A 24,236-nucleotide genomic window follows, 5' to 3' on the forward strand; every position below is an offset into this window, starting at 1 on the left:
GCAAAAATGACAGGGGTATAAAAAACGGTAAGAGAAAAAAGGTTTTTTTTATGAAAAAAGTTGAGAATAATTATCGTTAACATATAAAGCGGCACTCATTCAGTTTCACAGTTCAGGATGGGCACGCATGGTTATTCCTTTCCGTTTTTCCCGCAGAACCGTCACTCTCTGGTGCCTTCTGGCAGGCAGCATGCTGACGGGGCATCCCGTCTGGGCTGCCGGAGATGAGGGCAGAGAACAGACGGCAAAGGGCCAGATGGCCCGGCCCGGCCAGCCGGACGGCAAGGCTGACATCAGGAAGAAGAGCGTCGGAAAGGACCGTCAGCAGGCGGACGCACCCCCGGTGGAAACCATCCTCGTCAAGGCACGGCGGCGGGAGCAGATGGAAGTGAAGCTGGGCGGGCAGGCCGGCGTGCTGGGCAACAAGAAGGGGCTGGACCTGCCCTTCAACCTGCGCAGCTATACGTCCAGCATGATCCTGAACCAGCAGTCCCAGACACTGGGGCAGGTGCTTCAGAACGACCCGTCCGTGCGGACGACCTATGGTTTTGGCAATTTCTCGGAGACGTTCATCATCCGGGGGATGCCGGTTTATGGGGATGATGTGGCCATCAACGGCCTGTATGGAATCAGCCCCCGCCAGCTGATCTCTCCCCAGCTCTATGATTCGGTGCAGGTGCTGAATGGGGCAAGTGCCTTCATCAACGGGGCCGCTCCGGGGGGAACGTCGGTCGGTGGCAACATCAACCTCCAGTTCAAACATGCGGGGAGCGAACCGCTTGCCCGTCTGACGGGCGACTATACCAGCAGGGGTCAGGGAGGCGGCAGTCTGGATGTGGGGCGTCGCTTTGGCAGGAATGACCAGTTCGGCATCCGTTTCAATGCGGCGGGCATGGACGGCCAGACCTCCATTTCCGGTGAGCGGCGTCATTCCGTTGCGCTGGGCCTGGATACGGACTGGCACAATGACGATACCCGGATCAGCCTCGACATCAACTACCAGAACCAGAACGTCCAGCAGGGGCGGGGGTCCGTGGTGCTGAATTCCGGTCTGACGGCCGTTCCCAGACCCACGAGACCGGGGCGCAACTGGAGCCAGGGCTGGAGCTATGAGGACATGCACTATGTGTTCGGGCTGCTCAATGTCGAGCATGACCTGAACAGCCATGTCATGCTCTATGGCACGTTCGGGGGCATGACAGGCCATGAGGAAGGCAATTACGATACGGTCTATGTCTCGGACGGGCTGAAGGGCACCGGCTTCGGATACGGGTCCTACGTCCCCTACCAGCAGACCAATGAAAGCACCCGGGGTGGCGTGCGGGCGCATTTCAGGACAGGTTTCCTGAAGCATGAGGTCAATGCCGGTGGGTCGGCCCTGTGGTCGGAGGCCTCCACGGGCTATGCGGGCGGAATGGTCGGCGATACGAGCCTGTATGCTCCCGGGGTCCAGGCCAAGCCGGTGTCGGTCCATCACGTTTCGGCAACGCCAGCCACGAAGACGCAGCTTTACAGCCTGTTCTTCTCGGATACGATGTCTTTCTGGCATGACCGCATCGCCCTGACGGGAGGCTTCCGGTACCAGCATATTCTCCAGAACAGCTACCAGTACACGCCGACCCATTATTCCCGGGATGCCATCACGCCTGTGGTTGGGCTGGTGGTGTATGTGGCCCGCCATGCTTCTCTCTATTTCAACCGGGTGGAGGGGCTGAACCAGGGGCTTCAGGCCCCGGCACGGAGTTCCCTGTATCCCAATCTGGTCAATGCGCAGCAGTTCCTGTCACCCACACGGACCGTCCAGTATGAAGTTGGCGGGAAATATGACATTGGCCGTTTCAGTGCGTCCCTGGCCTTTTACCGGTTGGACCGGCCGACAGGGCTGGTCGAGGATTATGGGACGGAACAGATATTCAAGGCCAGTGGCAGGCAGCGCAATCAGGGCATCGAGCTGAACGTCAATGGTGAGATCATTCACGGGCTGCGCTTCAACGGGGGCAGTGCCCTCATCCAGGCCAAGCAGGTCAAGGGGGACTATGTCGGCAACAGGGCTGTCGGCATTCCCGGTTATACGATCAACGGGAATCTGGAGTATGACATTCCCTTCATGAAGGGAATGACCCTGACGGGGCGTGTCACCCATACGGGCCATCAGTGGGTCAATGTCCAGAATTCCCTGCGGATTCCGAACTGGACGACCTACGATCTCGGTGCCCGCTACACTTTCATGATGACACCGAAACGCCCGATGACCTTCCGTTTTGGTGTGGAAAATCTCACCAACAGCCATTACTGGGCTTCATCCTACACGGCGTTCAGCAGCGTGAACGGTTATCTGACCCAGGGGCTGCCACGGACCTTCAAGGCGTCTTTCTCGACCGACATGTGAGTCGAATCGGACGGGGCCATGCCATGCAGGCACGGTCCTGTTCCCGTCAGGAGATGTCCGCCTCCGTGTGGCGGAGCGTTTCCAGCAGGGCCGTCTGAAGGGCCTCTTCCTGCTCTGGCGTTGCCAGCTTGTGACCTTCCGCATCCGTCACATAGAATACGTCCACGGCCCGCAGCCCGTAGGTCATGATATGGGCGGAAGAAATGTGCAGCTTCAGGCGGCTGAGCGTGGCGGTGATGTTGTACAGCAGGGCCGGTCTGTCCCGCCCGTTGACCTCGACGATGCTGTGATTTTCTGACGCATCATTGTCGATGAGAACACGGGAGGGAATGGGAAGGGCTTCCAGCCGCCGGACGAGGGGGAAGCTGGCGGCACTGAGCGTCTCGTCCAGATTGACATCCCCTTCCATGACCTGCGTGATTGTCTCACGCAGGCGTTCTACATGTTCCGGCTCCAGAAAAGCCTCGCCGTGGGGGGTCTGGAACCAGAATGTGTCCAGCACCATGCCATTGTGGAGCGTATGGATGCGGGCATCGGCGATGGTGGCCCCGCAGAGGGCCAGTGCCCCCGTGATGCGGGAGAAGAGGCCCGGCTTGTCCTTGCAGAAGACGGTCAGCTCCGTGATTCCCCGGCTCGGGAGGGGGACGATGTCCATGATGATGGCGTTGTCACGCCCGTCCTCACGGTGTTGGCTGATCAATCCGGCATGGCGGACATGGCTCTGCGGGTCGAAGCTCAGCCAGTAGCCGGGGCTGCCAAGCTTCATGAAGGAGGCGATGTCTGCGGGGGCCATGTCTTTGTCCATCAGCTCCTGCCGGACGAAGGCCTTGTTGTGTTCCACCCGTTCATCATCTTCCCGGGCCTGCAGGCCGCCTTCCAGCACATCGGCTATGCGGGTATAGAGGCGGCCCAGCAGGGTGGCCTTCCATGCGTTCCATGCCCGTGGGCCAACGGCCCGGATGTCGGCAATGCTGAGCAGGAGCAGCATCCGCAGCCGCTTGGGTGACTGGATGATGTCGGCCAGGTCCAGGATGGTCTGGGGGTCGTCAATGTCCCGGCTGAAGGCGGTGCGGGATAGTAGCAGATGGTGCAGGACCAGCCAGGAGACCGTGTCCGTGTCGCTGGCGGAGAAGCCGAGCTGCTGGCAGATGGTGGTGGCGATGTCGGCCCCGATTTCGGAATGGTCCCCGCCATGTCCCTTGCCGATGTCATGCAGCAGGGTGGCCAGATAGAGCAGGGGCCGCTGTGTCATGGTGCGGGCCAGCCTGTAGGCCAGCGGCAGCTCGTCCGTCATGCGGCCCTGCTCGATCATCCGCAGGACACGGACGGATTCGATCGTATGGGCATCCACGGTATGGATGTGATAGCCATCAAACTGCGTCCGGCCGAGGATGCGGGACCAGCCAGGCAGGAGATGGGAGAGGATGCCCGTCTCGTTGAGCAGTGGCAGCCAGAAGAGGCGGTCCTGCCACTGCTCGGGATATTGCTCCGGTACAGTAGCTGTGCCTGGTGCCGGAAGTTCAGCAGCCGGTTCGCAGAGCAGCCTGATGAAGAGGGCGGAGGCCTCATCATCATGGCGGAGGAAGGCGCTGTGCCGTTCAAAACGGATGATATGCTGTATGGCAGCAGGGTGCAGAGCCAGTTGATGGCGGCGTGCACAGTCCAGAAAACGCAGGACGGTCACAGGTTCCCGGACAAGGGCTAGCGGGTTGGGGAAACTGAGGCAGCCATCAATGCGCTGGAATCCGTCTGGCCCCGGTTCCACCCGCGGGGGGCGCTGCTGGAGCTGGTTGCGCAGGTGCAGAAGGATGGCAGGCTGGAAGACATGGGTCAGCCGCATCACGGCCCGGGCCATGAGGAAATGGTGGCGCATGAAGCGCTCCACCCCTCGCTGATGACCATGATTGCCATAGCGCATCCTGGCCCCGATAATGGGCTGGACATCAAATGTCAGACGTTCTTCATTCCGGCCGGTGATGTAATGAAGGTTGAGCCGCACCGTCCAGAGGAAGTTCCAGAGGCTGCGGGTACGGGATATTTCCCGTTGTGTCAGCAGGCCGAGCAGGGTACAGGCCGGGGCCAGCCCCTGGGCACGCTGGAGGTTGGATTTTATTGAAAGACCATTTCCCAGCACGGCATAGCCAATCCAGTTCAGGACCTGAAGGTCCCGCAGCCCGCCTTTGCCTTCCTTGATGTGTGGCTCGACCAGATAGGGTGTATCACCAAACCTCTGGTGCCGCTCCTCCCGCTGGGTGATGGCCTGGAGGACGAAGCGCTCCAGTGCAGGGCCTTTCAGATAGGCTTCCAGCTTTTCCTGGAGAGCCAGGACGAGTGATTTCTGTCCGTGGAGAGGGCGTATGTCCAGCAGGGTCGTGCAGGAGGTCTGGTCTGTTCTGGCCATCTCCATGGCACTGTCGATGGTGCGTGTGGCATGGCCGACCCGCAGCCCGAGGTCCCACAGTGTATAGAGGATGTACTCGATGGCTTTGATGAGGTTCGCAGAGGGAGGGGCCTCGGTCAGGAAGAGCAGGTCCACATCACTGAAGGGGGCCAGCAGCCCCGCACCATGTCCGCCCGTGGCACAGAGGCAGAAGGCCTCACCTGTTCCATCTTCCTGTGGGGCAGAGGGCAGCCCGGCATGGCGGGCCAGTTCTGCAATGACATGGTCCATCAGCAGGGCGAGGTTGCGGGCTGTTTCCACACCGCTCGTTTCCCGTTTTTCAAACTGCTGGCGGATACGCTCCCGTTGCAGGCCGAGTTCTGTTCTCAGCCGTTCCAGGGCTTCCTGGCGGGGCACGACGGGCTGCCAGGCCTGGCTCATGTGTGATGGAGGGGTGGAGGTGAGGGGAGCAGACATGACAGCTCTCTTGTTGGCGGCAGGCTCTGGCAGGTTTTGCAGGGTACCCGTTGCGTCATTCTGCATCCGCAACATCCTTTTTGGCAAGGCCATCCATCAGGCTTTTCAGCTGATAGAGGGCTGAATGGGCCTCCCGGGGGGAGAGGGAGTCCGGGTCCAGCCCTGCCAGTTCGTCACGCAGGGCATGGAGGGTGGCCAGTCCGTCGGTGGAGGTATGGCCAGTGGGCAGGGGGGCATCCGGTGGAGGGGTTTCCATGGCGGCCTGTTCAAACAGGGGCAGGCTGGCAGGCTGGCGGGTCTGTCCCCGTTCGCCCTCGAGGCGTGCCAGCAGGACCCGTGCCCGCTGGAGGACGGAAGCTGGAATGCCCGCCAGCTTTGCCACATGCAGGCCCCAGCTTTTCTGGGCCAGCCCGGGCCGGACCTCGTGCTGGAAGACGACATGCCCCTTCCATTCCCGCACGGCCATGGTGCAGGCGGCCAGCCGGGGGAGGGTTTCCAGCAGGGCACCGAGCTCATGAAAGTGTGTGGCGAAGATGGTGCGGCAGCGCAGCTGGGAGTGCAGGGCCTCCAGCGTGGCCCAGGCGATGGAGAGGCCATCCAGCGTCGAGGTGCCCCGCCCGATCTCATCCACCACGACAAGGGAGCGTGGCCCCGCCTGATTGAGGATGGCGGCGGTCTCCGTCATTTCCACCATGAAGGTGGAACGCCCACGGGCCAGATCGTCGGCCGCCCCCACACGGGAGAAGAGCCGGTCCACGATGCCGATCGTTGCCTCCTGTGCCGGGACGGGCAGTCCGGCCTGTGCCAGAATGACGGCCAGGGCGTTCTGCCGCAGGAAGGTCGATTTCCCGGCCATGTTGGGGCCTGTCAGCAGGATGGCGTGTTTTTCCGGTGGCAGGGTGCAGTCATTGGCGATGAAGGCCGTGTCATGGGCGGCCTGGTCGTGCAGGGCGGCTTCCACCACGGGGTGACGGCAGGCACGGAGCGTGAAGTCCTGCCCGTCCGTCATGGTGGGGCGGCACCATGTGCCACGGTCCATGATGCGGGCGCAGGAGATCAGCGCATCCAGCTCGGCCAGGGCACGGCCGACATCATCAAGGGCAGGGGTGTTGAGGCAGTGCTGGGCCAGGTCGGCAAAAAGGTGATGTTCCAGCTCGTCGGCTTTTTCCGACGCTTCCAGAATGGCCTGGTTGAGCGAGGAGAGTTCTTCATTGGAGAAGCGGGCGAGACTCGCCGTGCCCTGCCGCAGGCTCAGCCCCTCATGCTGGCGCAGTTTCCGGCCTGCCGCCGCAGGAACCTCGATGACGTAGCCGAGCTGGTTGTGATGGCGGATGCGCAGGCTGGAAATCTCATAGTCTTCCGACAGGCGGACCTGCAGCTGGGCGATCAGGCGGCGGCTGTTGTCCCGCAGGTCCCGCTGGCGGTCCAGCTCGGCATCAAAGCCGGGAGCGATGACCCCGCCATCTTCGATCTTGACGGGCAGCTCGGTGTTGAGGGCGGCCTCAAGCCGTTCCAGCAGGGCGTCGGCCCGCCCGTACAGGCTGGCTCCGACATGGCGGATGCGCTCGGGCATGCCGGTTTCTGTCAGTCCGCCGAGTATCCCGGTGATCTGATCCGCTGCCCGGAGCGTGTCCCGGATGGCGGCAAGGTCCCGTGGCAGGGGACGGCCGCTGGAGATGCGCCCCAGGGCACGGGCGGAATCGGGAGCCTGCCGGAGGATGTCCCGCAATGTTCCCGTGGGCTGGGGATGCTGGTGAAGCCAGCTCCAGCCCTCCTGCCGTTGCGTGATGAGGGTGAGGTCCGTGCTGGGGGTGCTGACCCAGTGGGACAAAAGGCGGGTACCGGCCGCTGTGGCTGTCTGATTGACACTGGTGAAGAGCGTGTGCCTGCTGCCGCCATCCCGGGACTGGAGAATGTCGAGACTGCTGCGGGTGGCCGGGTCCAGCCCCATGATGCTGTCCAGCCCGTGGTCGATGGGAGGGGCCAGCCGGGGGAGCCTGCCCGCCTGGCTGCGGCGGACATAGTCCAGCAGCACGGCACAGGCGATAATCTGTTCATCCCGGAAATCCCCCAGCGCATCCATCTGGGCGACCTGATAGGCGTCTGTCACGGTGCGTTCTGCGGCCTCCCGGCTGGGGGAGGCCGTGGAGGGGGTGATGATTCCGGCATGGTCCGCCGGGATGAGGGCCGGGTCGGAGAGAATTTCCGAGGGGGAGAGGCGGGCCAGCAGCTCGGCCAGGGTGTCTGCCTCCAGCCGGAGCAGTTCCAGCGTACCGGTGGAAATGTCGATCCAGGCCGCACCGAGGCAGTGCCTGCGGCGTCTGTCCGGGGCGACGATGGCCAGGAGCGTGTTGGCCCGTCCGGCTTCCAGCAGCTCATCTTCCGTCAGGGTACCGGGCGTGATGACACGGACGATTTCCCGGCGGAGCGGGCCTTTCTGGCCCTTGCGGGGGATTTCCGTCTGTTCGGCCACGGCCACCCGGAAGCCCCGGCGGATGAGCCGGGAGAGGTAGACCTGCGCCGTGCCCACGGGCACGCCACACATGGGGATGGGTTCCTCATCATGAGTTCCCCGGTGGGTGAGGGTGATGTCCAGCGCAAGGGCGGCCGCATGGGCATCGCCAAAGAAAAGCTCGTAGAAGTCTCCCATGCGGAAGAAGAGCAGGGCATCAGGTTCCTGCTTTTTCAGGGTGAACCACTGCTCCATGGTCGGCGTGACCTTCCCCGTTACCTGCGGGGGAATGGGAGGGACGGATGGTTTCTGGTCGACCATGCAGAAAAAAGACCTCACCGCTTTGTCGTGGCTGGGCAGCCCATGAAGATTAATAGAAGGTTAAGTTGAGATGCGATGCTTCTTATTATCATGAAATGGTGAGGGGAAGGCCAGAGTCATGATGGCAGGGCAGGGTAGAGTGGTTTCCCTTGCCACAACCTGCCCCGGGGCGGCATGGTGGCCTCATGAGTACTGCACCGGAAAATCATGTTGTTTTTGAAGATGTTCTCCCGATGGTTCAGGGACTGCTGGAAGCCGAACGGGACGAAATCGCCAATCTGGCCAATATTGCTGCCCTGCTGTTCGAGGCGATGGCGCAGGTCAACTGGGTCGGTTTTTACCTGATGAAAGGTGGTGAGCTGGTCCTTGGTCCGTTCCAGGGCCGGGTGGCCTGCACGAGGATTGCCGTGGGCAAGGGTGTCTGCGGGGCTGCCGTGGCAGAACGGGCCGTGCAGCGGGTGGCGGATGTTCATGCCTTCCCCGGTCACATCGCCTGTGATGGAGCCTCGGAATCGGAGATCGTCCTGCCCATCATGAAGGGTGGGGAAGTGCATGGCGTGCTGGATATCGACAGCCCCGTGAAGAATCGCTTTTCGGCAGAAGATCAGGCACAGCTGGAAGCCCTTGTCCGGCTTCTGGAATCGCATCTCTGAAATTGTTTTTCCGCCTGCCTAGCGCCTGAAACGCCGGAGCAGGCGGGTACGGAGTTCCTCCAGTCCCAGCACCCGCAGGGCCACGAGCAGCCCGCCATAAAGTGCGGCGCTGCTGCCGATCAGGATGATCAGGGCGCAGAGTCGGGGCAGGGCGTGCCATTCCGACAGGCCGGTGGCCAGAAAGCGGGCACAGCCCCAGGCCCAGACGCCCATGATGAGAGCGGCCACCATGATGCGGATGGCCCGTGACAGGCTCGTGACGGTGGGGCGGAACGAGTCCCGTCTCCAGAGCAGCAGGGCCAGTGCCCCCATGTTGACGATGGCGGCCAGCGTGCTGGCCAGTGGTGGAGCCAGATGGGCCAGCGTGCGGTACAGCAGCAGGTTGAGGGCCAGATTGATCCCCATCGTGACGAAGCCGATGCGGACCGGTGTCGTGGTGTCGCCTTCGGCAAAAAAGGCCGGAGCCAGCAGCTTGATGATGATGAAGGCGGGCAGCCCGAGCGCATACATGCGGAGGGCTGCGGCGGAATTCTGCACGTCATGGGGTGTGAAATGCCCATAGCCGAACAGGGTGGCCATGATCTCCGGTGCCAGGCTGAACAGGCCGATCATGGCGGGGAGGCTGAGCAGCAGGGCGTAGTTCAGGGCCTGGTTCAGGCTGGTCTGGAGGGCGGAGCGGTCATTGGCAGCGACGTGACGGGTGAAGAGCGGCAGCAGCGTCGTGCCGAGGGCCGCCCCCAGCACGCCAAGAGGAAGCTGGTTGACCCGGTCCGCAAAATAGAGCCACGAGATGGAGCCTGTTGGCAGCAGGGTGGCGATGATGGTGTCGATGGTCAGGTTGATCTGCGTGACGCCGGAGCCGACCAGCCCCGGCAGCATCCGGCGGAGTAGCAGCCGGATGTCGGGCGACAGCGCCGGGCGGACCAGTGGCACCGTCAGTCCGGCCTTTCGGGCTGCCCAGAGCAGCCCGGCAAGCTGGGCGATACCGGAGAGGGTGATGCCCCATGCGCTGGTCGGGGCGACATGCTGGTGCCCCCAGAAGGCCCCCACAAGAATGGCGGCGATCCCGACGATGTTGAAGGAAATGTACGCCGCCGAGGCGGCTGCGAAATGGTTGCGGGCATTGAGGATGCCGGCGACCAGGGCTGCCCCGCAGATCAGCACCGTATAGGGCATGGTGATGCGGGTGAGCTGCACGGCGATGGCGAAACGGCCCGTGCCGTGGGAGCGGAAGCCGGGGGCGATGAGGTCGATCACCCACGGCATGAAGATTTCTGCCAGAATGGTCAGCAGGCTCAGCCAGAGCAGCAGGAGGGAGAAGGCCTGCCCGGCCAGCAGAAGGGCAGCCGGTGGGCCTTCCTTCTCATAACGGGATGTGAAAAGCGGAACGAAAGCGGCGTTCAGGGCCCCTTCTCCGAAGAGGCGGCGGAACATGTTGGGCAGGCGGAAGGCGATCTGGTACGCATCCTGCACGGGGCCGGCCCCCAGAAACATGGCCAGAAGCTGGTCCCGCACCAGCCCCAGCAGGCGGGACAGCATGGTCCAGCTGCCAACGGTGAGAAGGTGACGCAGCATCGTTCAGGCGTGTTTCCGGCTTACCCGGCGGATCTCCTCCAGCAGGCGGGGGGCCTGGGGGTCTGTCAGCGGGGTGAACCAGCGGTGCAGCTTTCCCTGACGGTCGATGAGATATTTGTAGAAATTCCAGCGGGGCAGGGAGAGGAAGCCTCCTTCCTTCGCCAGCCAGTGGAACAGCGGAATGGCTTCCGTTCCCCGGACGACGGAGCGTGCTGCCAGAGGGAAGCTCACGCCATAACGACGCTGGCAGAACTGGCTGATCTGCTCCGATGTCCCCGGCTCCTGTCTGCCGAAATCATTGCTGGGCACGCCAAGCACGATGAGGCCATCCGGCGTGGAATGTCCCATGTCACGCCACAGGGTCTGGAGGCCCTCATACTGTTTGGTGAAGCCACATTCGGAGGCTGTGTTGACGACCAGTACGGGGCGGCCCCGCCACTGGGAGAGGTCAATCTCGCCGCCTTCAAGGGCGGGGAGCCGGAAATCATAAAAGCTGGTCATGATGGGGCCTATTCAAAACGGGTGGGGCGGTCCAGCAGCTCGTCACGGGCCTGATGGGGGGTCAGCTCCCCGGACAGGAGACGGGTGATGACATTGATGATGGGGGTTTCGATGCCGAAACGCTGGCCAAGCTCCTGCAATGTCGGGGCTGTCAGAACGCCCTCGGCCACCGTGTCACGCTGGGCGAGGATGTCCTGTATGTTCTCGCCTTTCCCCATGGCCACGCCCAGGCTGTAATTGCGGGATCCAGCCCCCGTGGCGGTCAGGATCAGGTCGCCCATTCCGGCCAGGCCGTACATGGTACGGCCCTGCCCCCCCATGGCATCGACAAGGCGGGCCGTTTCGGCCAGCGCACGGGTGATGATGGCGGCTCTGGCATTTTCACCCATCCCGGCACCGACACTGATGCCCGCCCCGATGGCGATGACATTCTTGGCCGCCCCGGCGATCTGCACGCCCAGCGGGTCCGTGCTGGCATAGAGGCGCAGGGTGGGGGTGGTGAGGCGTTCGGTCAGCGCCGTGACGAAGGCGAGATCATGCGCGGCCAGCGTGGCTGCGGCGGGCATGCCCCGGGCCACCTCGATGGCGAAGTTGGGGCCGGAGAGAACGGCAGCCGGTCGGCCGGGCATGGTCTGCTCCACGATCTGGAGAGGGAGCAGGAAGGTGCCCCGCTCCATCCCCTTGCAGCATGTGATGACCGGCACGTCAGGCTTCAGATGCTTCTGGAGGGCCATGGTGACATCCCGCAGCCCCTGCGTGGGGACAACAAGCACCACGATGTCGGCTTCCGTCGGCAGGTCGCTGGTGACGGTGACGGCCTCTGGCAGGGTGACCTGTGGCAGGTGCGGCAGGGCACGGATGCCTGCCGGAACGGGAGTGCGTGTCCAGAGGGTGATCCGGGCGATGTGGGAGAGGGTGCAGGCCAGAGCGATGCCCCATGCTCCGGCACCGATGACGGCAATATGTGGCTGGACGGTCATGCGGATGGTTCCATCAGAGAGCTGTGTCCGGTGGAGGACGTTTCCTGTGTGGCCTGTGGCCGGTAGGGCTGGCGTTCACTCAGCGGCCAGCGGGGGCGGGGGGCCAGGGTGATGTCGTCCGGCACTTCACCCTGTTTCAGCCGTTCCAGCGCAGCCCAGCCGATCATGGCGGCATTGTCGGTGCAGAGACGTAGCGGGGGCGCAAGGAAGGTGATCCCGTGCTGGCTGGCAATTTTTTCCAGCCTCTGGCGCAGCACGCTGTTGGCCGCCACGCCACCGGCCACCACGAGTGAGGTGACCTGCGGTGCCAGAGCCAGAGCATTGAGGATGCGGTCCGCCATCACGTCCGTCACGGCCTGCTGGAAGGAGGCGGCGAGGTCGGCGGCCACCTGCCGGGGCAGGGCCTCACGTCCGTATGGTTCGATGTGGCGGGCGACGGCCGTCTTGAGGCCGGAGAAGGAAAAATCGCAGCCGGGGCGGCCTTTCAGCGGGCGAGGCAGGCTGTAGGCCTGCGGGTCGCCTTCTCTGGCGAGCTTCTCCAGTGCCGGGCCGCCGGGCCAGCCCAGTCCCAGCATCTTGGCCACCTTGTCGAAGGCTTCCCCGGCGGAATCGTCAATCGTGCCTCCAAGGCGGCGATACTGGCCGGTATCCTCCACGGTGATGCACTGGCAGTGCCCGCCAGAGACGAGCAGGGCGAGATAGGGGAAAGCCGGGGCCGTTTCATCCGGCCGCAGGGCCGCAGGCAGGCGGGGGGTCAGGATGTGGCCTTCGATATGGTTGATGCCCATGAAAGGCTTCCCGCAGGCCATGGCCAGCCCCTTGGCGTAGGAACTGCCAACAATCAGCCCGCCAATCAGGCCGGGGCCGGTCGTGGCGGCAAAAAGGGCGATGTCCTCCAGCTCCAGTCCGGCCCGCTGGAGGGTCAGCTCCACCAGTTCCGGCAGGGCCTTCAGGTGGGCACGGGCGGCCAGCTCCGGCACGACACCGCCCAGGGCAGCATGATCCTCCTGCGAGAGGACGCTTTCCCCGAGCAGGGCTCCGTGGGCGTCCAGAATGGCGCAGGCGGTGTCATCGCATGAGGTCTCGATGGCCAGAAGCGGCGTCAGGTGGGAAATGTCAGACATGATTGGTTCATTATGGCGGATTCTTCGGAGCATGACACCCCTTCCAGAATCGGTTATGGAGGGAACACCATGAATGCTTCAAACTTTTCCTCCGCAGCACTTCAGAAAATTGCTGCCGAAGCGGCTCGCCGCTCCCATGCGCAGGCTCCACCGGACCGGCGCAAACTTCCCCTGCGGGTCGGGACACGGGCGTCCCCGCTGGCACTGGTGCAGACGCGGCACTTCCTGACCCGGCTGACCCGTTTCTGTCCCGTTCTGCGGGACATGGGGGCCTTCAAGGAAGAGCAGATGCAGACCTCCGGGGACCTGAACCTCAAGGACCGTCTGGCCGAGATCGGTGGGAAGGGGCTGTTCTCCAAAGAGATTCATGAACTTCTGGCCGTGGGCGGGATCGATTTTGCCGTCCACAGCCTCAAGGACCTTGAGACCCACCTGCCGCCGGGACTGGTGCTGGCCTGCACGATGAAGCGTGAGGATGCCCGTGATGTGCTGATGCTGCGCAAACGGGGCGTGACGGTTGATCCTGAAAGGCCGTTCGACTGTCTGCCGGAAGGAGCACTCGTGGGCTGTGCGTCTGTCCGCCGCCAGGCGCAGATGCTTCATGTCCGGCCGGACCTCCGCTTCACCCTGCTGCGGGGCAATGTGCAGACCCGGCTGGACAAGCTGGGGGCAGGACAGTGCGATGCGACGCTGCTGGCCTACGCAGGGCTGAAACGCCTCGGCATGGAAGACCGCATCGACGTGCCGCTCTCCCCCGAGGTGATGCTTCCGGCCTCCGGGCAGGGCATCGTGGGCGTGACGGTACGTGAGAGCGACCATGAGCTGAGGGAGCTGCTTTCCGCCATTGAGGACCCGGAGGCCCGTGCCGTGGCCACGGCGGAACGTGCCCTGCTGGCGGAACTTGATGGCTCCTGCCGGACTCCGATTGGCGGTTATGCCCAGCTGAAGGAAGGGCGGCTTCATCTTTCCGGCCTCGTGGCCAGCGAAGATGGCACCTTCCTGCTGCGCCGGGAAACTGAAGGACTGCCGGAAGATGCGGCTCGTCTGGGCTATGAGCTGGCCTGTGAGCTGCGGCGGGATACACCTCCTGCCATCTTTGCGAAGATCGTCCAGCCATAACGACCATGCGTCAGACTGTGCTGGTAACCCGGCCTGAGCCGGGGCTGAGCGAGACAGTCGGTGCCGTGCAGGCGCAGGGCTGGCGGGCTGTTGCCAGCCCTGTCATGACCATACGGCAGGAACCACCAATGGCGGACCGGCCTTGTCATGCTCTGCTGGTAACGAGCGGTCAGGCCCTGCCTTTTCTGGTCCATCAGGACCGTGACAGGCTGCTGCTGGCAGTGGGCCACCGTACGGCGGAGCGGGCTGTGGCGATGGGGTTCCGGCGTGTCGAGGCGGCATCAGGGACACAGGCCGGTCTGGAAGCGCTCTGCCGCCAGAAGGGGTTGTCTGGCTCCGGCCTTGTGCTGGCCTGCGGGCGGGGGCGGCATGGACAGCCCTACGGGGCCGATCTGGCGGCCAATCTGGGGGCGCAGCGTGTTGAGGCCTATCGGGTACAGCCTGTCAGACAGCTTGCTGCGGCGGCAAGGACCGCCTTGGCGAGCAAAGAGGTGAGTGCTGTCCTTTTTTATTCCAGTGAGACGGTTTCCCTGTTCATGGAGCTGTGCCCGCCGGACCTGTACCGGCAGCTTGGCCATTGCAGGGCCATCTGTCTCTCCCAGGCCATCGCCGGGCGTGTCGGGGAGAGCGGCCTGTGGGGACAGGTTGAGGTTGGTCCTCCCCTGAGGCTGCTGGGAAGAGGATAAGAAAAAAGGCGAACCCTCATTGGGTCCGCCTTTCCTTGTTGTGGTCTGGCCACAGCGTGTTTCCCGGCTTCAGGCTTCGCCTTCCGGCTCGGGGAAATTCTGCTCCTGCTTGGCCTGCCACAGAGCGGCAAAGTCGATGGGCTGGAGAGCCACCGGCGGGAAGCCGCCATCCCGTGTGACATCGCTGATGATGGCCCGGGCGAAGGGGAAGATCAGGCGGGGTACTTCCACCAGCAGGATCGGCTCAATGATTTCCTGCGGCGGGTTGTCCAGCGTGACGATGGCGGCATAGGCGAGCTCCGTGATGAACACCACTGGCCCGGGGGTCTGGCTTCCTTCTGCCGGAGCCTCGGTGGCCTCGGTGCGGATGATCAGCGTGACCTCATAGATGGACTGTTCTTTTTCGATGCGGTTCGCCTGCACGTCGATGTTCACGCCAACCTGCGGGGGAGCCTGAAGGGAGGTGAAGGTTGACGCACCACGGGGAACTTCGAAGGAGAGATCCTTGGTATATTGCAGGTTGATGGCCAGCGGCAGGGAGGGAGGGGTGTTGTCCTGCGGGGCCTCAGGGTTTGTCTTGTCGGACATTCGGGATCATCCTTGCGTGAACGTAACTCTAGATGGGGCGCCCGCAGGGATGAAGCCGCTTTCCGACGGGGGGATGGGCCCGCCTCCTGCGTACGCACGTCTTTTATGGCGGTAGCATGTCTTGAAGAAGGGGCCAAGCAGATGCGGTTCTTCTTTTGCTGCTGCGGTGCGAGAGGGTGGTCACTCTTGAGATTGCCGACGGGGCGGCCTACCTTTAGGGCATGATGAGGAGAGGGCCGTGCAGGCCGGCTCCGGGTGTGATGATTGGGACTTGAGATGACGGATTTCCCCTGGGATATCGTTTTTTGGGCTCTGCTGGCCGTGGCCGTGGGCAGTGCCGTGTTTTTTGTTCTGGGGCGCCGCATGGGGGCGCAGGCCATCCGGCAGGAACAGATGCCGGCAGCCCGTGCTGTTGGCCAGCGGCAGGAGGGGGGCGTGGCCGATGCCCCCAAGCCGCCGCCGTTGCCCGGCCGTGTCGGCGGAGAGCAGAAAGCGACGGAATACAGGCTCCCGGAGGCGGATACGCAGCTCGGACAGGCTCTGGCCCGAGTCGGAACGGATGTCAGTGGGTTCTCGGCAGAATATTTCCTGAAGAAGGCTGAGGATATTTTCGCCCGTACCATCAAGGCCTTTGCCTGCGCTGATCTTCCTGCGCTGGAGAAGGTTCTGTCCCCCGCCGTGCTGGAAACGTTCAGTCACGTTCTGGAGGAGCGGAAGAAGCGTCATGAGCAGGTTCATCTGGAACTGCGACGGATCGAGCGGCTGGATTATGCATCCGTGCATCCGGGAGATGGGGAGGGTGGTGCCTGCCGTCTCGGTGTCCGCATCGTGTCGTGGCAGGTCAGCTACTGCCGGGATGAGAAGGGGATGCTCGTCGAGGGAACGGAAGCCCTGACGGAGTTTCGTGATCGCTGGACCTTTGAACAGGGCGAAAATGGCCAGTGGAAGGTGGTTGCCACAGAAGCGGACTGAGGCTACCCCGCTGGGTAAGGTTGGTCTCCCGCACGGGGAGGCCGGGTATGATGAAGACCCGGTGCTTGTTCATGCCGGGGTGGGGTAACTCTGTCATGATGAAACGTCGTTTCTCCTCTGCTGGTCTGGTGCTGGGCCCTCTGATGCTTCTTCTTGCCGGGTGTATGCCCGGCGCTCCCAAGGGCAGGATGGATGTTGCTCCTGTCAGCTTCAGCCAGCTCCCCGGCTGGGAGGGAGAGGACCATACGGCGCTGGTCAACATGGTGCGGCTGGAGTGCCTGCGTATCGCCCATCTGCCTGCGGGGACTTCTCTTGGAGGCGCCGTTACCCTGCCTTATGGCCGTGACATGAAAGACTGGAAGAATGTCTGCGTGGCAGCCTCGTCGGTGCGGAGTAACAGGACGGAGGCCAGACAGTTCTTCGAGAGCTGGTTCCAGCCCTACCTCGTCCAGCAGGATGCTTTCTATACGGGGTACTATGACCCTGAGGTTTCTGCCTCGCTTACACAGGGTGGAGAGTATCAGATTCCTGTTTATGCCCGCCCGAAAGACCTCCTGCGGGGGCGGGATGAAAATGGCGAGCTGGAATATGGCCATTGGGTGAATTCCGTGTTCCGGCCCTATGATGACCGGGCAACCATCAATTCTGGTTCTCTGGAGGGGAAAGGGCTGGAGCTGGCCTGGCTGAAAAGCCCTGTCGATCTGCTGTTCCTGCAGACGCAGGGCTCTGGCCGTTTGCGCCTGCCGGACGGCCAGCAGGTGTTTCTTGGTTATGATGGCCGCAATGGGCGGCCTTATGTTCCGATTGGCCGCGTGCTGGTCAAACGTGGGCTGATGAAGTCGGAAGATGTGGATGCCCAGAGCATCCGGGACTGGCTGGCCAACAATCCGGATCAGGTTGCTTCTGTCCTGGAGGCAAACCCCAGTTATGTCTTTTTCCGCCGTACGCAGCGCACGGCTGATGAAGGACCGACAGGGGGCTTTGGCCTGCCGCTGACTCCTCAGCGTTCTCTTGCCGTGGACAGGCGCTTCGTGGGGTATGGGATGCCTGTCTGGGTGAATATCAGTGGCAAGGATGCGCAGGGGCGTTTCGTGACATGGTCCCGGATGGTCTTTGCGCAGGATACCGGGAGCGACATACGGGGTGCAGCGCGTGGGGACCTGTTCCTCGGGTGGGGTGAGAAGGCCGCCAGGATTGCTGGGGATATGAAGAATCACGGTCAGATGATGGTTCTCGTCCCCCTGCCTGAGGCAAAGCAGGCTGGTGAGCAGCCGGTCGTCGGTACGGCAACGGAGGTCATGGCAGCAGGGGCGGGGCAGACAGCCAGATGATTCGTGCGCGTCGTGAGACGCTGGGGATGCATACGCTCATCCGGGGAGACTGTCTGAGTGTCATGCGGCGTATGCCCGCAGGCAGTGTGGATGTGGTGGTGACATCCCCTCCCTATAATCTGGGGCTTGCTTATCGCAGCTACAGGGACAGCCTCTCCGAGGAGAGTTATCTCGACTGGATGGAGATCATCTGCTCCAAGGTAGCCCGTGTGATGCGGGATGATGGGTCTTTTTTTCTCAATATAGCCGGGTCATCTGCCCAGCCATGGTTGCCATTCGAGCTGATGGTCCGGTTGAGGAAGCTGTTTACCCTTCAGAACCATATTTCATGGATCAAGTCCGTATCGGTAGGGGAGGTGACGCATGGGCACTTCAAGCCGGTCAATTCACCTCGCTACGTCAACCGGAACCATGAGCATATTTTCCACCTGACCAAACAGGGAGATGTGGAGCTGGACCGGCTCGGGGCGGGTGTTCCTTTCACGGACAAAAGCAACATCCATCGTCGCCAGCACAGGGAGGACCGGCGGTGTCGGGGTGATACATGGTTCATCCCCTATGAAACGGTACGGAGTCGTTCAGCCCGCTACAGCCATCCGGGGACCTTCCCCGTTGCCCTGCCGGAGCGTTGCATCCGCCTGCATGGGGTGCATCCTGAGATGATGGTGCTGGACCCGTTCATGGGAACGGGGACGAGCCTTGTGGCCGCAGAGTCGCTGAAGGTCCGCTCCATCGGCATTGAGGCCGATACGACCTATGTCCGGTTTGCACGCAAGCGTCTGCGTGCCATGATAATGCAGGGTGATACCGGCGCAGTGACGGAAGACGGGGCATAACAAGGTGGCAAGACGGACTCTGGGTGATGATGAAGCGGCGCTGTGGAAAGCTTTCGTTCGGGATGTTGCCCCGTTGCGGGGGCGAAGGGAGGCTGCGGGCAGGTTTGTCCGGGAGGAGACTGGCAAGACGGAGAGTACGGTAGCCCGCCAGTCGGAAGGAGGGCGGAATACAGGGATGATGACGGTCAGGCTGGTGATGGCCCAGCCGGCCAGGGCACCCCGTCCCCGTCCTGCCCCGCATGTGGGGGTCCGTGCTCCTGGCCTTGATGATACGCAGTGGCGTCGTCTGTCCCGTGGGCAGATGCGTGTGGATGCCCGGCTCGACCTGCATGGCTACGTCGTGCAGGAGGCTTTTGAGGAGTTTCACCGCTTCATGCAGCGCAGCCGTGTCATGGGGTGGCGCTGCGTCGAGGTCGTTACCGGGCTGGGCAGTGGCATCCGGGGAGGGAGCATCCGCCGGGAATTGCCTCATTGGCTGCATCGTGCCGACATAGCGCCCATGGTGCTGGGTGTGGTGCACAGCCATCAGGGAAATCAGGGTGCCTTGCGGCTTCTTTTGCGGAAAAAACGCTAGAAGAGGAAAGGGAGGATCATTCCGATCTTGGAGAAGGGGAAGAGGTTTTCTATAACATTAATGTCGAGAATGATTATCAATTAAAGCAGGAGGTTTCATCCATGGGGGGCACGGTGTCCCTGCGGGATGACCTTTCCGGGAAAGGCGCAAGATCATGGTTTCATTGAAAGCCCTGTTTGGCTCTGCCGGCGTCATGCTGGCAGCCCTGGCTGGCGGTATGTGGCCAGTCCATCAGGCTCAGGCGAAGGATGTGCGGGACATCACGGGGGCGGTCGTGTCCGTTCCGGATCATCCCCAGCGCATCATTTTGGGAGAAGGGCGGCTGATCTACGCCCTGGAGCCTCTGGAGGGAAAGCATCTGTTTGACCGTATCGTCGGCTGGCAGGGGGAATTCCGGGAGGCCGACAGACAGAATTATGAGCAGATGCTCAAGACATTTCCGGAGGCTGACAAGGTCGCCGTGATCGGACGGACAACCGCTGATACGATCAGTCCGGAGAAGGTGCTGGACCTTCATCCTGATCTCGCCATTTTCAGCACGACCGGCCATGGTCCCGGGCAGACTGGTGATGTGACGGCCAGGCTGCGGGCAGCGCATGTGCCTGTCCTGTTTGTGGATTTCCGGCAGGACCCGGTAAAAACGACCGTTCCCAGTATGGTCATTCTCGGCCAGGCCCTCGGGCGTGAGGCAGAAGCAAAAGCCTATACGGATTTTTATGAAAGCCGCCTGAAGGCCATCCAGTCTGTCGTGGAGACAATCCCGGAGGCCCAACGCCCCAGCGTGTTCATCAACATGCTGGCCGGGGCGCGGCAGAGCTGCTGCCATACGGCAGGGCGAGGCAACATGGGAGCCTTTATTGAGGCTGCCGGGGGGCGCAACATCGCAGCCGATCTTCTACCGGGTTATATCGGCGATGTTTCGGCAGAGATGGTCATCGCCAAAGATCCCGACGTGCTGATTCTGGATGGCACCCGGGGGCCGGGCAACAGCGGGCCGGGCCTGAAGATGGGATCACAGGTGACGCCGGAGATGGCGCAGGCCTCTCTTGCGGCCCTGCTGAAAGCGCCTGAACTTGCCGGGCTTGGGGCGGTCCGCAATGGACGTGCCTATGGTATCTGGCACACGTTCTATGACAGTCCGTTCAATATTCTCGCCATTGAGGTCATGGCAAAATGGTTTTATCCCGAACGCTTCAGGGATCTGGACCCGGATGCTGACCGCAGCCTGGTACAGAGCCGTTTTACAGTGATGCCGAACAGCGGGACATATTGGATCAAGGCGAATGCCCATTAAAGAAACAGAGACCAGAACAGACGGGCCATCAGACGAAATGGCCCGTCTTGCCGCACGATTGACAGGCATACAGGCATCCTATGTAAAGCTGACCCGCCACAGGGTGGGTGTCCTCTGCCTGATGGCAGGGCTGATCCTTTTTTCCATACTGCTTGATTTTTCCCTGGGCCCGGCCGGTCTTGGCCCGGCGGCCTTGTTTCATGCGCTCATGCATCCCTCATCTGGGACGAATGCCGTCATCGTATGGCATATCCGCCTGCCTTATGCCCTGATGGCGGCCCTGGTGGGCGTTGCTTTGGGAATATCCGGTGGGGAGATGCAGACGGTGCTGGATAACCCCCTGGCCAGCCCTTACACGCTGGGTGTGTCGGCGGCGGCGGCATTTGGGGCCTCTCTGGCCATCGTGCTGCATTGGCATATCCCTTATGTGCCGGAAAACTGGATGGTCCCGCTGGAGGCGTTCGTGTTTGCTGTGGGTTCGGCTGGTCTGCTGGAGCTGGTGGCCCGGGCACGGGGCCATTCCACGGCCATGGTGGTGCTGTTCGGTATTGCGCTGGTATTCACTTTTCATGCCTTTGTGGCCTTGATGCAGTTCATCGCTGATGAGGATGCTCTTCAGGACCTTGTTTTCTGGACGATGGGTAGCCTGACCCGGGCTGACTGGGGCAAGATTTCCGTCATGAGCCTCGGTTGCCTGTTGGTGCTGCCGTTCTGCTTCCGGGCGGCTCCGGCCCTGACAGCCCTGCGGCTGGGAGAGGACCGGGCTGCAAGCTATGGTGTGGATACGAAACGCCTGCGGATGATGTCTCTGCTGCGTATCAGTGTGCTGTCTGCCCTGGCTGTATCCTTTGTCGGGACGATCGGTTTCGTGGGGCTGGTTGCGCCCCACATTGCCCGCCGCCTGCTGGGGGAGGATCATCGTTTTTATCTGCCCGGGGCTGCCCTGTGCGGTGGGCTCATCATGTCGCTGGCCTCCATCGCGGCCAAGAACATTCTGCCGGGGGTCGTGATTCCGGTGGGGATTGTTACCTCACTGGTGGGAATTCCTTTCTTCCTTGCCGTGGTTCTGAGAAAGGGGGCCTGAAATGGGGAACTGTCAGACACATCAGCTGGAAGTTGAAAATTTCAGTGTCCATTATGGGCGGCGGCAGGTCCTGCATGACATGACGCTTGCCCCCATGCGGGCCGGGCGTGTGACGGCCCTGCTGGGGCCGAATGGCTCGGGCAAGTCCACCTTCATGCGGGGAGTTGCCGGCCTGACCCGGGCGGAGGGATGTGTTCGCCTTGCCGGGCAGGATCTTTCAAAACTGGGGGTTGGTGAGCGGGCCAGGCTGGCTGCCTATCTGCCACAGAGCCTGCCGCCTGCCGTTCATCTTCAGGTGATCGAGGCGGTGATGGTGGCCCGTCGGGCGGGGGAGGCCGTGTCTGCCGAGTGTGCCCTGCGGGAAAGCACCGACGTTCTGGAGGAGCTGGGTATCGGCAGGCTGGCCCTGCGCTACATGGATGAACTGTCCGGTGGTCAGCGGCAGATGGTGGGACTGGCGCAGGCCTTGGTGCGCCGTCCGGCCATGTTGCTGCTGGATGAACCCTTGAGTGCGCTGGACCTGCGGTATCAGTTTGCCGTCATGGACGTTGTCCGTCGTGAGACACGGAAACGTGATATCGTGACGCTACTGGTTGTTCACGATCTGAACATCGCTCTGCAACGTGCTCATGATGTTGTCTATATGCGGGATGGTCGGCTTGTGGCACAGGGGGCTGTCATGGCCGTGACAACACCTGCCGTGCTGGGAGATGTCTATGGTGTCCAGACCCGTCTGGAGGTCTGTCCCCGTGGGCTGCCCCATGTGCTGGTGGATGGCATTATTGGGAGTGATGGCTGAGGCACTGTGCTGCCGGAAAGTCCCATGATGACCCGCACGGATACCATGGCGTGTTTGTCAGGTAGGGACAGGATGAGCCATTGCCCAGTAACGGACTGTTTTCAGATGTCGTGAGTTCTTTCGGGGCTTTTCTGGTCAGGAGGCCCCGATGCGTTATCTCGTGACGGGTGGTGCCGGTTTTGTTGGCAGTCATGTCGTGCTTGCCCTGCTGGATGCAGGGCATGAAGTTGCTGTTCTTGATGATCTGAGCACAGGGCATCGGGCAGCCGTGCCACCCGGCGTCCCTTTCTTTCTGGTCGATCTGGCCAGTCAGGAGGCCACAGCGGGTGTGATGGCCCAGGGGCCGTGGGATGGTGTGCTGCATTTCGCTGCCCTGTCCCGTGTTGGTGACAGTGTGAGAAGGCCCCTCCATTATCTGAGGCGGAATTATCTCACCACGCTCAATCTCATCGAAGCCTGTGTGGCCCATGGCGTGAAGAAATTTGTCTTTTCCTCCACAGCGGCACTGTTTGGAGGAACGGAGCGCACTGGCCTCATTTCAGAAGCGGCATCTGTTGATCCCGGTTCCCCCTATGGGGAAAGCAAATTCATGATCGAACGTGTCCTGCATTGGGCTGACAGGATATACGGCATGAGAAGCGCCTGCCTGCGTTATTTTAATGCTGCTGGGGCCGATCCCGCTGGAAGGGCAGGTGAAGATCATCGCCCTGAAACGCACCTGATTCCTTTGACGATCGAGGCTGCGTTGGGAATGCGGCCAACGCTGAAGCTGTTTGGCCTGGATTATCCAACGATGGACGGGTCCTGTATTCGTGACTATGTGCATGTCGCCGATATTGCCGAAGCCCATCTCAGGGCGCTGGAGCAGATGGAGCAGGGCAGCATATGCTACAATATCGGGACCGGGTGTGGTTATTCCAATCTGGAGGTTATTGCCAGTGTTGAAAGGGTAAGCGGCCGGTCGGTACCTTGGGAGCCTGCTCCAAGGCGGGAAGGAGACCCTGTCAGACTGGTGGCAGACCCGGCACGACTGCACGCCGATACAGGCTGGACGCCCAGATTTGCAGGGCTTGACATGATTGTTGAAACAGCCCTGCGCTGGCGGCAGGCTCATCCGCAGGGCTATGCTGACTGATCATTCTCCAGCTCCGTATGGAGCTGGACATGAATGCTTCAGGGCCAGATGACTTCTGGTGGCATGGACATCAGGATGGCCTCGGTATTGCCGCCTGTTTTCAGGCCGAAGAGCGTCCCCCGGTCATAAAGGAGGTTGAACTCCACATAACGGCCCCGTCGCCTGAGCTGGGCCTGACGGTCTCCATCCGTCCAGGGAGTGAACATCCGCCCCCGGACGATGCCGGCATAGCTGTTCAGGAAGGCTTCTCCCACATCCCGGGTGAAGGTGAAGTCATTGGCGAGGTTCTGGCTGTCCAGCCAGTCATAGAAGATGCCGCCCAGCCCACGGGGTTCGTTGCGGTGTTTCAGGAAGAAATACTCATCACACCATTTCTTGAAGCGGGGATAGTAGTCCGGGTCGTGTCTGTCGCAGGCCTCCTGAAAGGCCCGGTGGAACGTGGCCGCATCTTCGAGGGCTTCCGGGCTTTCAGGGAACATGGGCGTGATGTCGCCACCCCCACCGAACCATCCCTTTGAGGTGATGATCATGCGGGTGTTGAAATGCGCCGCACTGACATGGGGGTTGCAGGGATGGGCCACCAGAGAGATGCCTGTGGCAAAGAAGCGTGGGTCCTCCGCCGCACCGGGAATGGTCTTGCGGAATTCTGGTGAAAATTCCCCCCAGACGGTTGAGACATTCACGCCAACCTTCTCAAAGACACGCCCCTTCATGACAGACATGACACCACCGCCACCTTCAGGCCTCTCCCAGGCCGTACGCTGGAAACGCCCCGGCAGCTCATGCCCGGCCAGAACGGGAGCGTCCCCGGCTGCTGCCTCGTCTTCCAGAGCCTCATAGGCGGTGCATATCCTGTCACGCAGGCTTTCGAACCAGCTGCGGGCCTCGTCCGTCAGGCCGGCATGGGGCAGGTCGGGCAGGGCAAAAGGCGTTGAGGATGGCATGGGCATCTCCTGATCTGTGTGG

At 62.2% G+C, this 24,236-nt stretch carries 20 protein-coding genes; 12 read left to right on the plus strand and 8 right to left on the minus strand.

Annotated elements, in window-relative coordinates:
- The first annotated feature begins 127 nt into the window (after positions 1–127).
- Complete coding sequence (locus CPA54_RS01905) at positions 128–2,389, plus strand: TonB-dependent siderophore receptor (protein ID WP_249085435.1); 2,262 nt, start codon at positions 128–130, stop codon at positions 2,387–2,389.
- A gap of 46 nt (positions 2,390–2,435) precedes the next feature.
- On the opposite strand, the gene CPA54_RS01910 is transcribed toward CPA54_RS01905, so the two are convergent.
- On the minus strand, positions 2,436–5,312 hold the full coding sequence (locus tag CPA54_RS01910) for a [protein-PII] uridylyltransferase (protein ID WP_103765442.1): 2,877 nt from the start codon (positions 5,310–5,312) through the stop codon (positions 2,436–2,438).
- Positions 5,302–8,019 carry a DNA mismatch repair protein MutS gene (mutS, locus tag CPA54_RS01915; RefSeq protein WP_249085436.1) on the minus strand — a complete coding sequence of 906 codons (2,718 nt, stop codon included), beginning with the start codon at positions 8,017–8,019 and terminating at the stop codon, positions 5,302–5,304. Before mutS ends, CPA54_RS01910 begins: the two co-directional genes overlap by 11 nt.
- Positions 8,020–8,204: 185 nt before the next feature.
- On the opposite strand from mutS, the gene CPA54_RS01920 reads away from it, so the two are divergent.
- The gene (locus CPA54_RS01920; protein ID WP_283163736.1) at positions 8,205–8,672 is read left to right on the plus strand and encodes a GAF domain-containing protein; all 468 of its coding nucleotides are present in this window, start codon (positions 8,205–8,207) and stop codon (positions 8,670–8,672) included.
- Positions 8,673–8,690: 18 nt separating this feature from the next.
- Here the strand turns inward: CPA54_RS01920 and murJ are convergent, their stop codons facing one another.
- The 4 genes from murJ to tsaD are packed head-to-tail and all read right to left on the minus strand — an operon-like array spanning position 8,691 to position 12,852.
- Complete coding sequence (murJ, locus tag CPA54_RS01925; protein ID WP_249085437.1) at positions 8,691–10,247, minus strand: murein biosynthesis integral membrane protein MurJ; 1,557 nt, start codon at positions 10,245–10,247, stop codon at positions 8,691–8,693.
- 3 nt (positions 10,248–10,250) lie between these two features.
- The gene (locus tag CPA54_RS01930; RefSeq protein WP_103765443.1) at positions 10,251–10,748 is read right to left on the minus strand and encodes a glutathione peroxidase; all 498 of its coding nucleotides are present in this window, start codon (positions 10,746–10,748) and stop codon (positions 10,251–10,253) included.
- Positions 10,749–10,756: 8 nt separating this feature from the next.
- Positions 10,757–11,728 (minus strand): NAD(P)H-dependent glycerol-3-phosphate dehydrogenase, encoded by a 972-nt coding sequence (locus CPA54_RS01935; RefSeq protein ID WP_043560562.1) that lies wholly within the window; start codon positions 11,726–11,728, stop codon positions 10,757–10,759.
- A complete protein-coding gene (gene tsaD / locus CPA54_RS01940; protein WP_154981572.1) occupies positions 11,725–12,852 on the minus strand; it encodes a tRNA (adenosine(37)-N6)-threonylcarbamoyltransferase complex transferase subunit TsaD in 1,128 nt (375 codons plus the stop codon). Before tsaD ends, CPA54_RS01935 begins: the two co-directional genes overlap by 4 nt.
- Before the next feature lie 69 nt (positions 12,853–12,921).
- Between tsaD and hemC the strand changes: the two genes are divergently transcribed.
- Together hemC and CPA54_RS01950 are read left to right on the plus strand one after the other, a co-directional pair.
- The gene (gene hemC, locus CPA54_RS01945) at positions 12,922–13,971 is read left to right on the plus strand and encodes a hydroxymethylbilane synthase (RefSeq protein WP_043560559.1); all 1,050 of its coding nucleotides are present in this window, start codon (positions 12,922–12,924) and stop codon (positions 13,969–13,971) included.
- Positions 13,972–13,976: 5 nt separating this feature from the next.
- On the plus strand, positions 13,977–14,657 hold the full coding sequence (locus CPA54_RS01950) for a uroporphyrinogen-III synthase (protein ID WP_249079454.1): 681 nt from the start codon (positions 13,977–13,979) through the stop codon (positions 14,655–14,657).
- Between the two features lie 69 nt (positions 14,658–14,726).
- Here the strand turns inward: CPA54_RS01950 and secB are convergent, their stop codons facing one another.
- Positions 14,727–15,245 (minus strand): protein-export chaperone SecB, encoded by a 519-nt coding sequence (gene secB / locus CPA54_RS01955; RefSeq protein WP_043560554.1) that lies wholly within the window; start codon positions 15,243–15,245, stop codon positions 14,727–14,729.
- Between the two features lie 276 nt (positions 15,246–15,521).
- Between secB and CPA54_RS01960 the strand changes: the two genes are divergently transcribed.
- The 8 genes from CPA54_RS01960 (at position 15,522) to galE (ending at position 23,270) form a co-directional block, all read left to right on the plus strand.
- Complete coding sequence (locus tag CPA54_RS01960; RefSeq protein WP_081563043.1) at positions 15,522–16,217, plus strand: Tim44/TimA family putative adaptor protein; 696 nt, start codon at positions 15,522–15,524, stop codon at positions 16,215–16,217.
- Positions 16,218–16,312: 95 nt separating this feature from the next.
- Positions 16,313–17,548 carry a murein transglycosylase A gene (locus CPA54_RS01965; protein WP_227449642.1) on the plus strand — a complete coding sequence of 412 codons (1,236 nt, stop codon included), beginning with the start codon at positions 16,313–16,315 and terminating at the stop codon, positions 17,546–17,548.
- Positions 17,545–18,384 carry a site-specific DNA-methyltransferase gene (locus CPA54_RS01970; protein ID WP_086431081.1) on the plus strand — a complete coding sequence of 280 codons (840 nt, stop codon included), beginning with the start codon at positions 17,545–17,547 and terminating at the stop codon, positions 18,382–18,384. The genes CPA54_RS01965 and CPA54_RS01970 overlap by 4 nt, the downstream gene beginning before the upstream one ends.
- A 4-nt stretch (positions 18,385–18,388) precedes the next feature.
- On the plus strand, positions 18,389–18,958 hold the full coding sequence (locus tag CPA54_RS01975) for a Smr/MutS family protein (protein WP_227431360.1): 570 nt from the start codon (positions 18,389–18,391) through the stop codon (positions 18,956–18,958).
- A 154-nt stretch (positions 18,959–19,112) separates the two neighbouring features.
- Positions 19,113–20,252 (plus strand): ABC transporter substrate-binding protein, encoded by a 1,140-nt coding sequence (locus tag CPA54_RS01980; RefSeq protein ID WP_043560542.1) that lies wholly within the window; start codon positions 19,113–19,115, stop codon positions 20,250–20,252.
- 37 nt (positions 20,253–20,289) lie between these two features.
- Complete coding sequence (locus tag CPA54_RS01985; RefSeq protein ID WP_052349086.1) at positions 20,290–21,336, plus strand: iron ABC transporter permease; 1,047 nt, start codon at positions 20,290–20,292, stop codon at positions 21,334–21,336.
- Between the two features lies 1 nt (position 21,337).
- On the plus strand, positions 21,338–22,135 hold the full coding sequence (locus tag CPA54_RS01990; protein WP_043560539.1) for an ABC transporter ATP-binding protein: 798 nt from the start codon (positions 21,338–21,340) through the stop codon (positions 22,133–22,135).
- A 148-nt stretch (positions 22,136–22,283) separates the two neighbouring features.
- Positions 22,284–23,270, plus strand: coding sequence for a UDP-glucose 4-epimerase GalE (gene galE, locus CPA54_RS01995; RefSeq protein ID WP_043560537.1), 987 nt, complete (start codon positions 22,284–22,286; stop codon positions 23,268–23,270).
- A 38-nt stretch (positions 23,271–23,308) separates the two neighbouring features.
- On the opposite strand, the gene hemF is transcribed toward galE, so the two are convergent.
- Positions 23,309–24,214 (minus strand): oxygen-dependent coproporphyrinogen oxidase, encoded by a 906-nt coding sequence (hemF, locus tag CPA54_RS02000; protein ID WP_249085438.1) that lies wholly within the window; start codon positions 24,212–24,214, stop codon positions 23,309–23,311.
- Positions 24,215–24,236 lie beyond the last annotated feature (22 nt).

The sequence above is a fragment of the Parasaccharibacter sp. TMW2.1890 genome, from assembly GCF_023337645.1.
Taxonomy (GTDB): domain Bacteria; phylum Pseudomonadota; class Alphaproteobacteria; order Acetobacterales; family Acetobacteraceae; genus Bombella; species Bombella apis.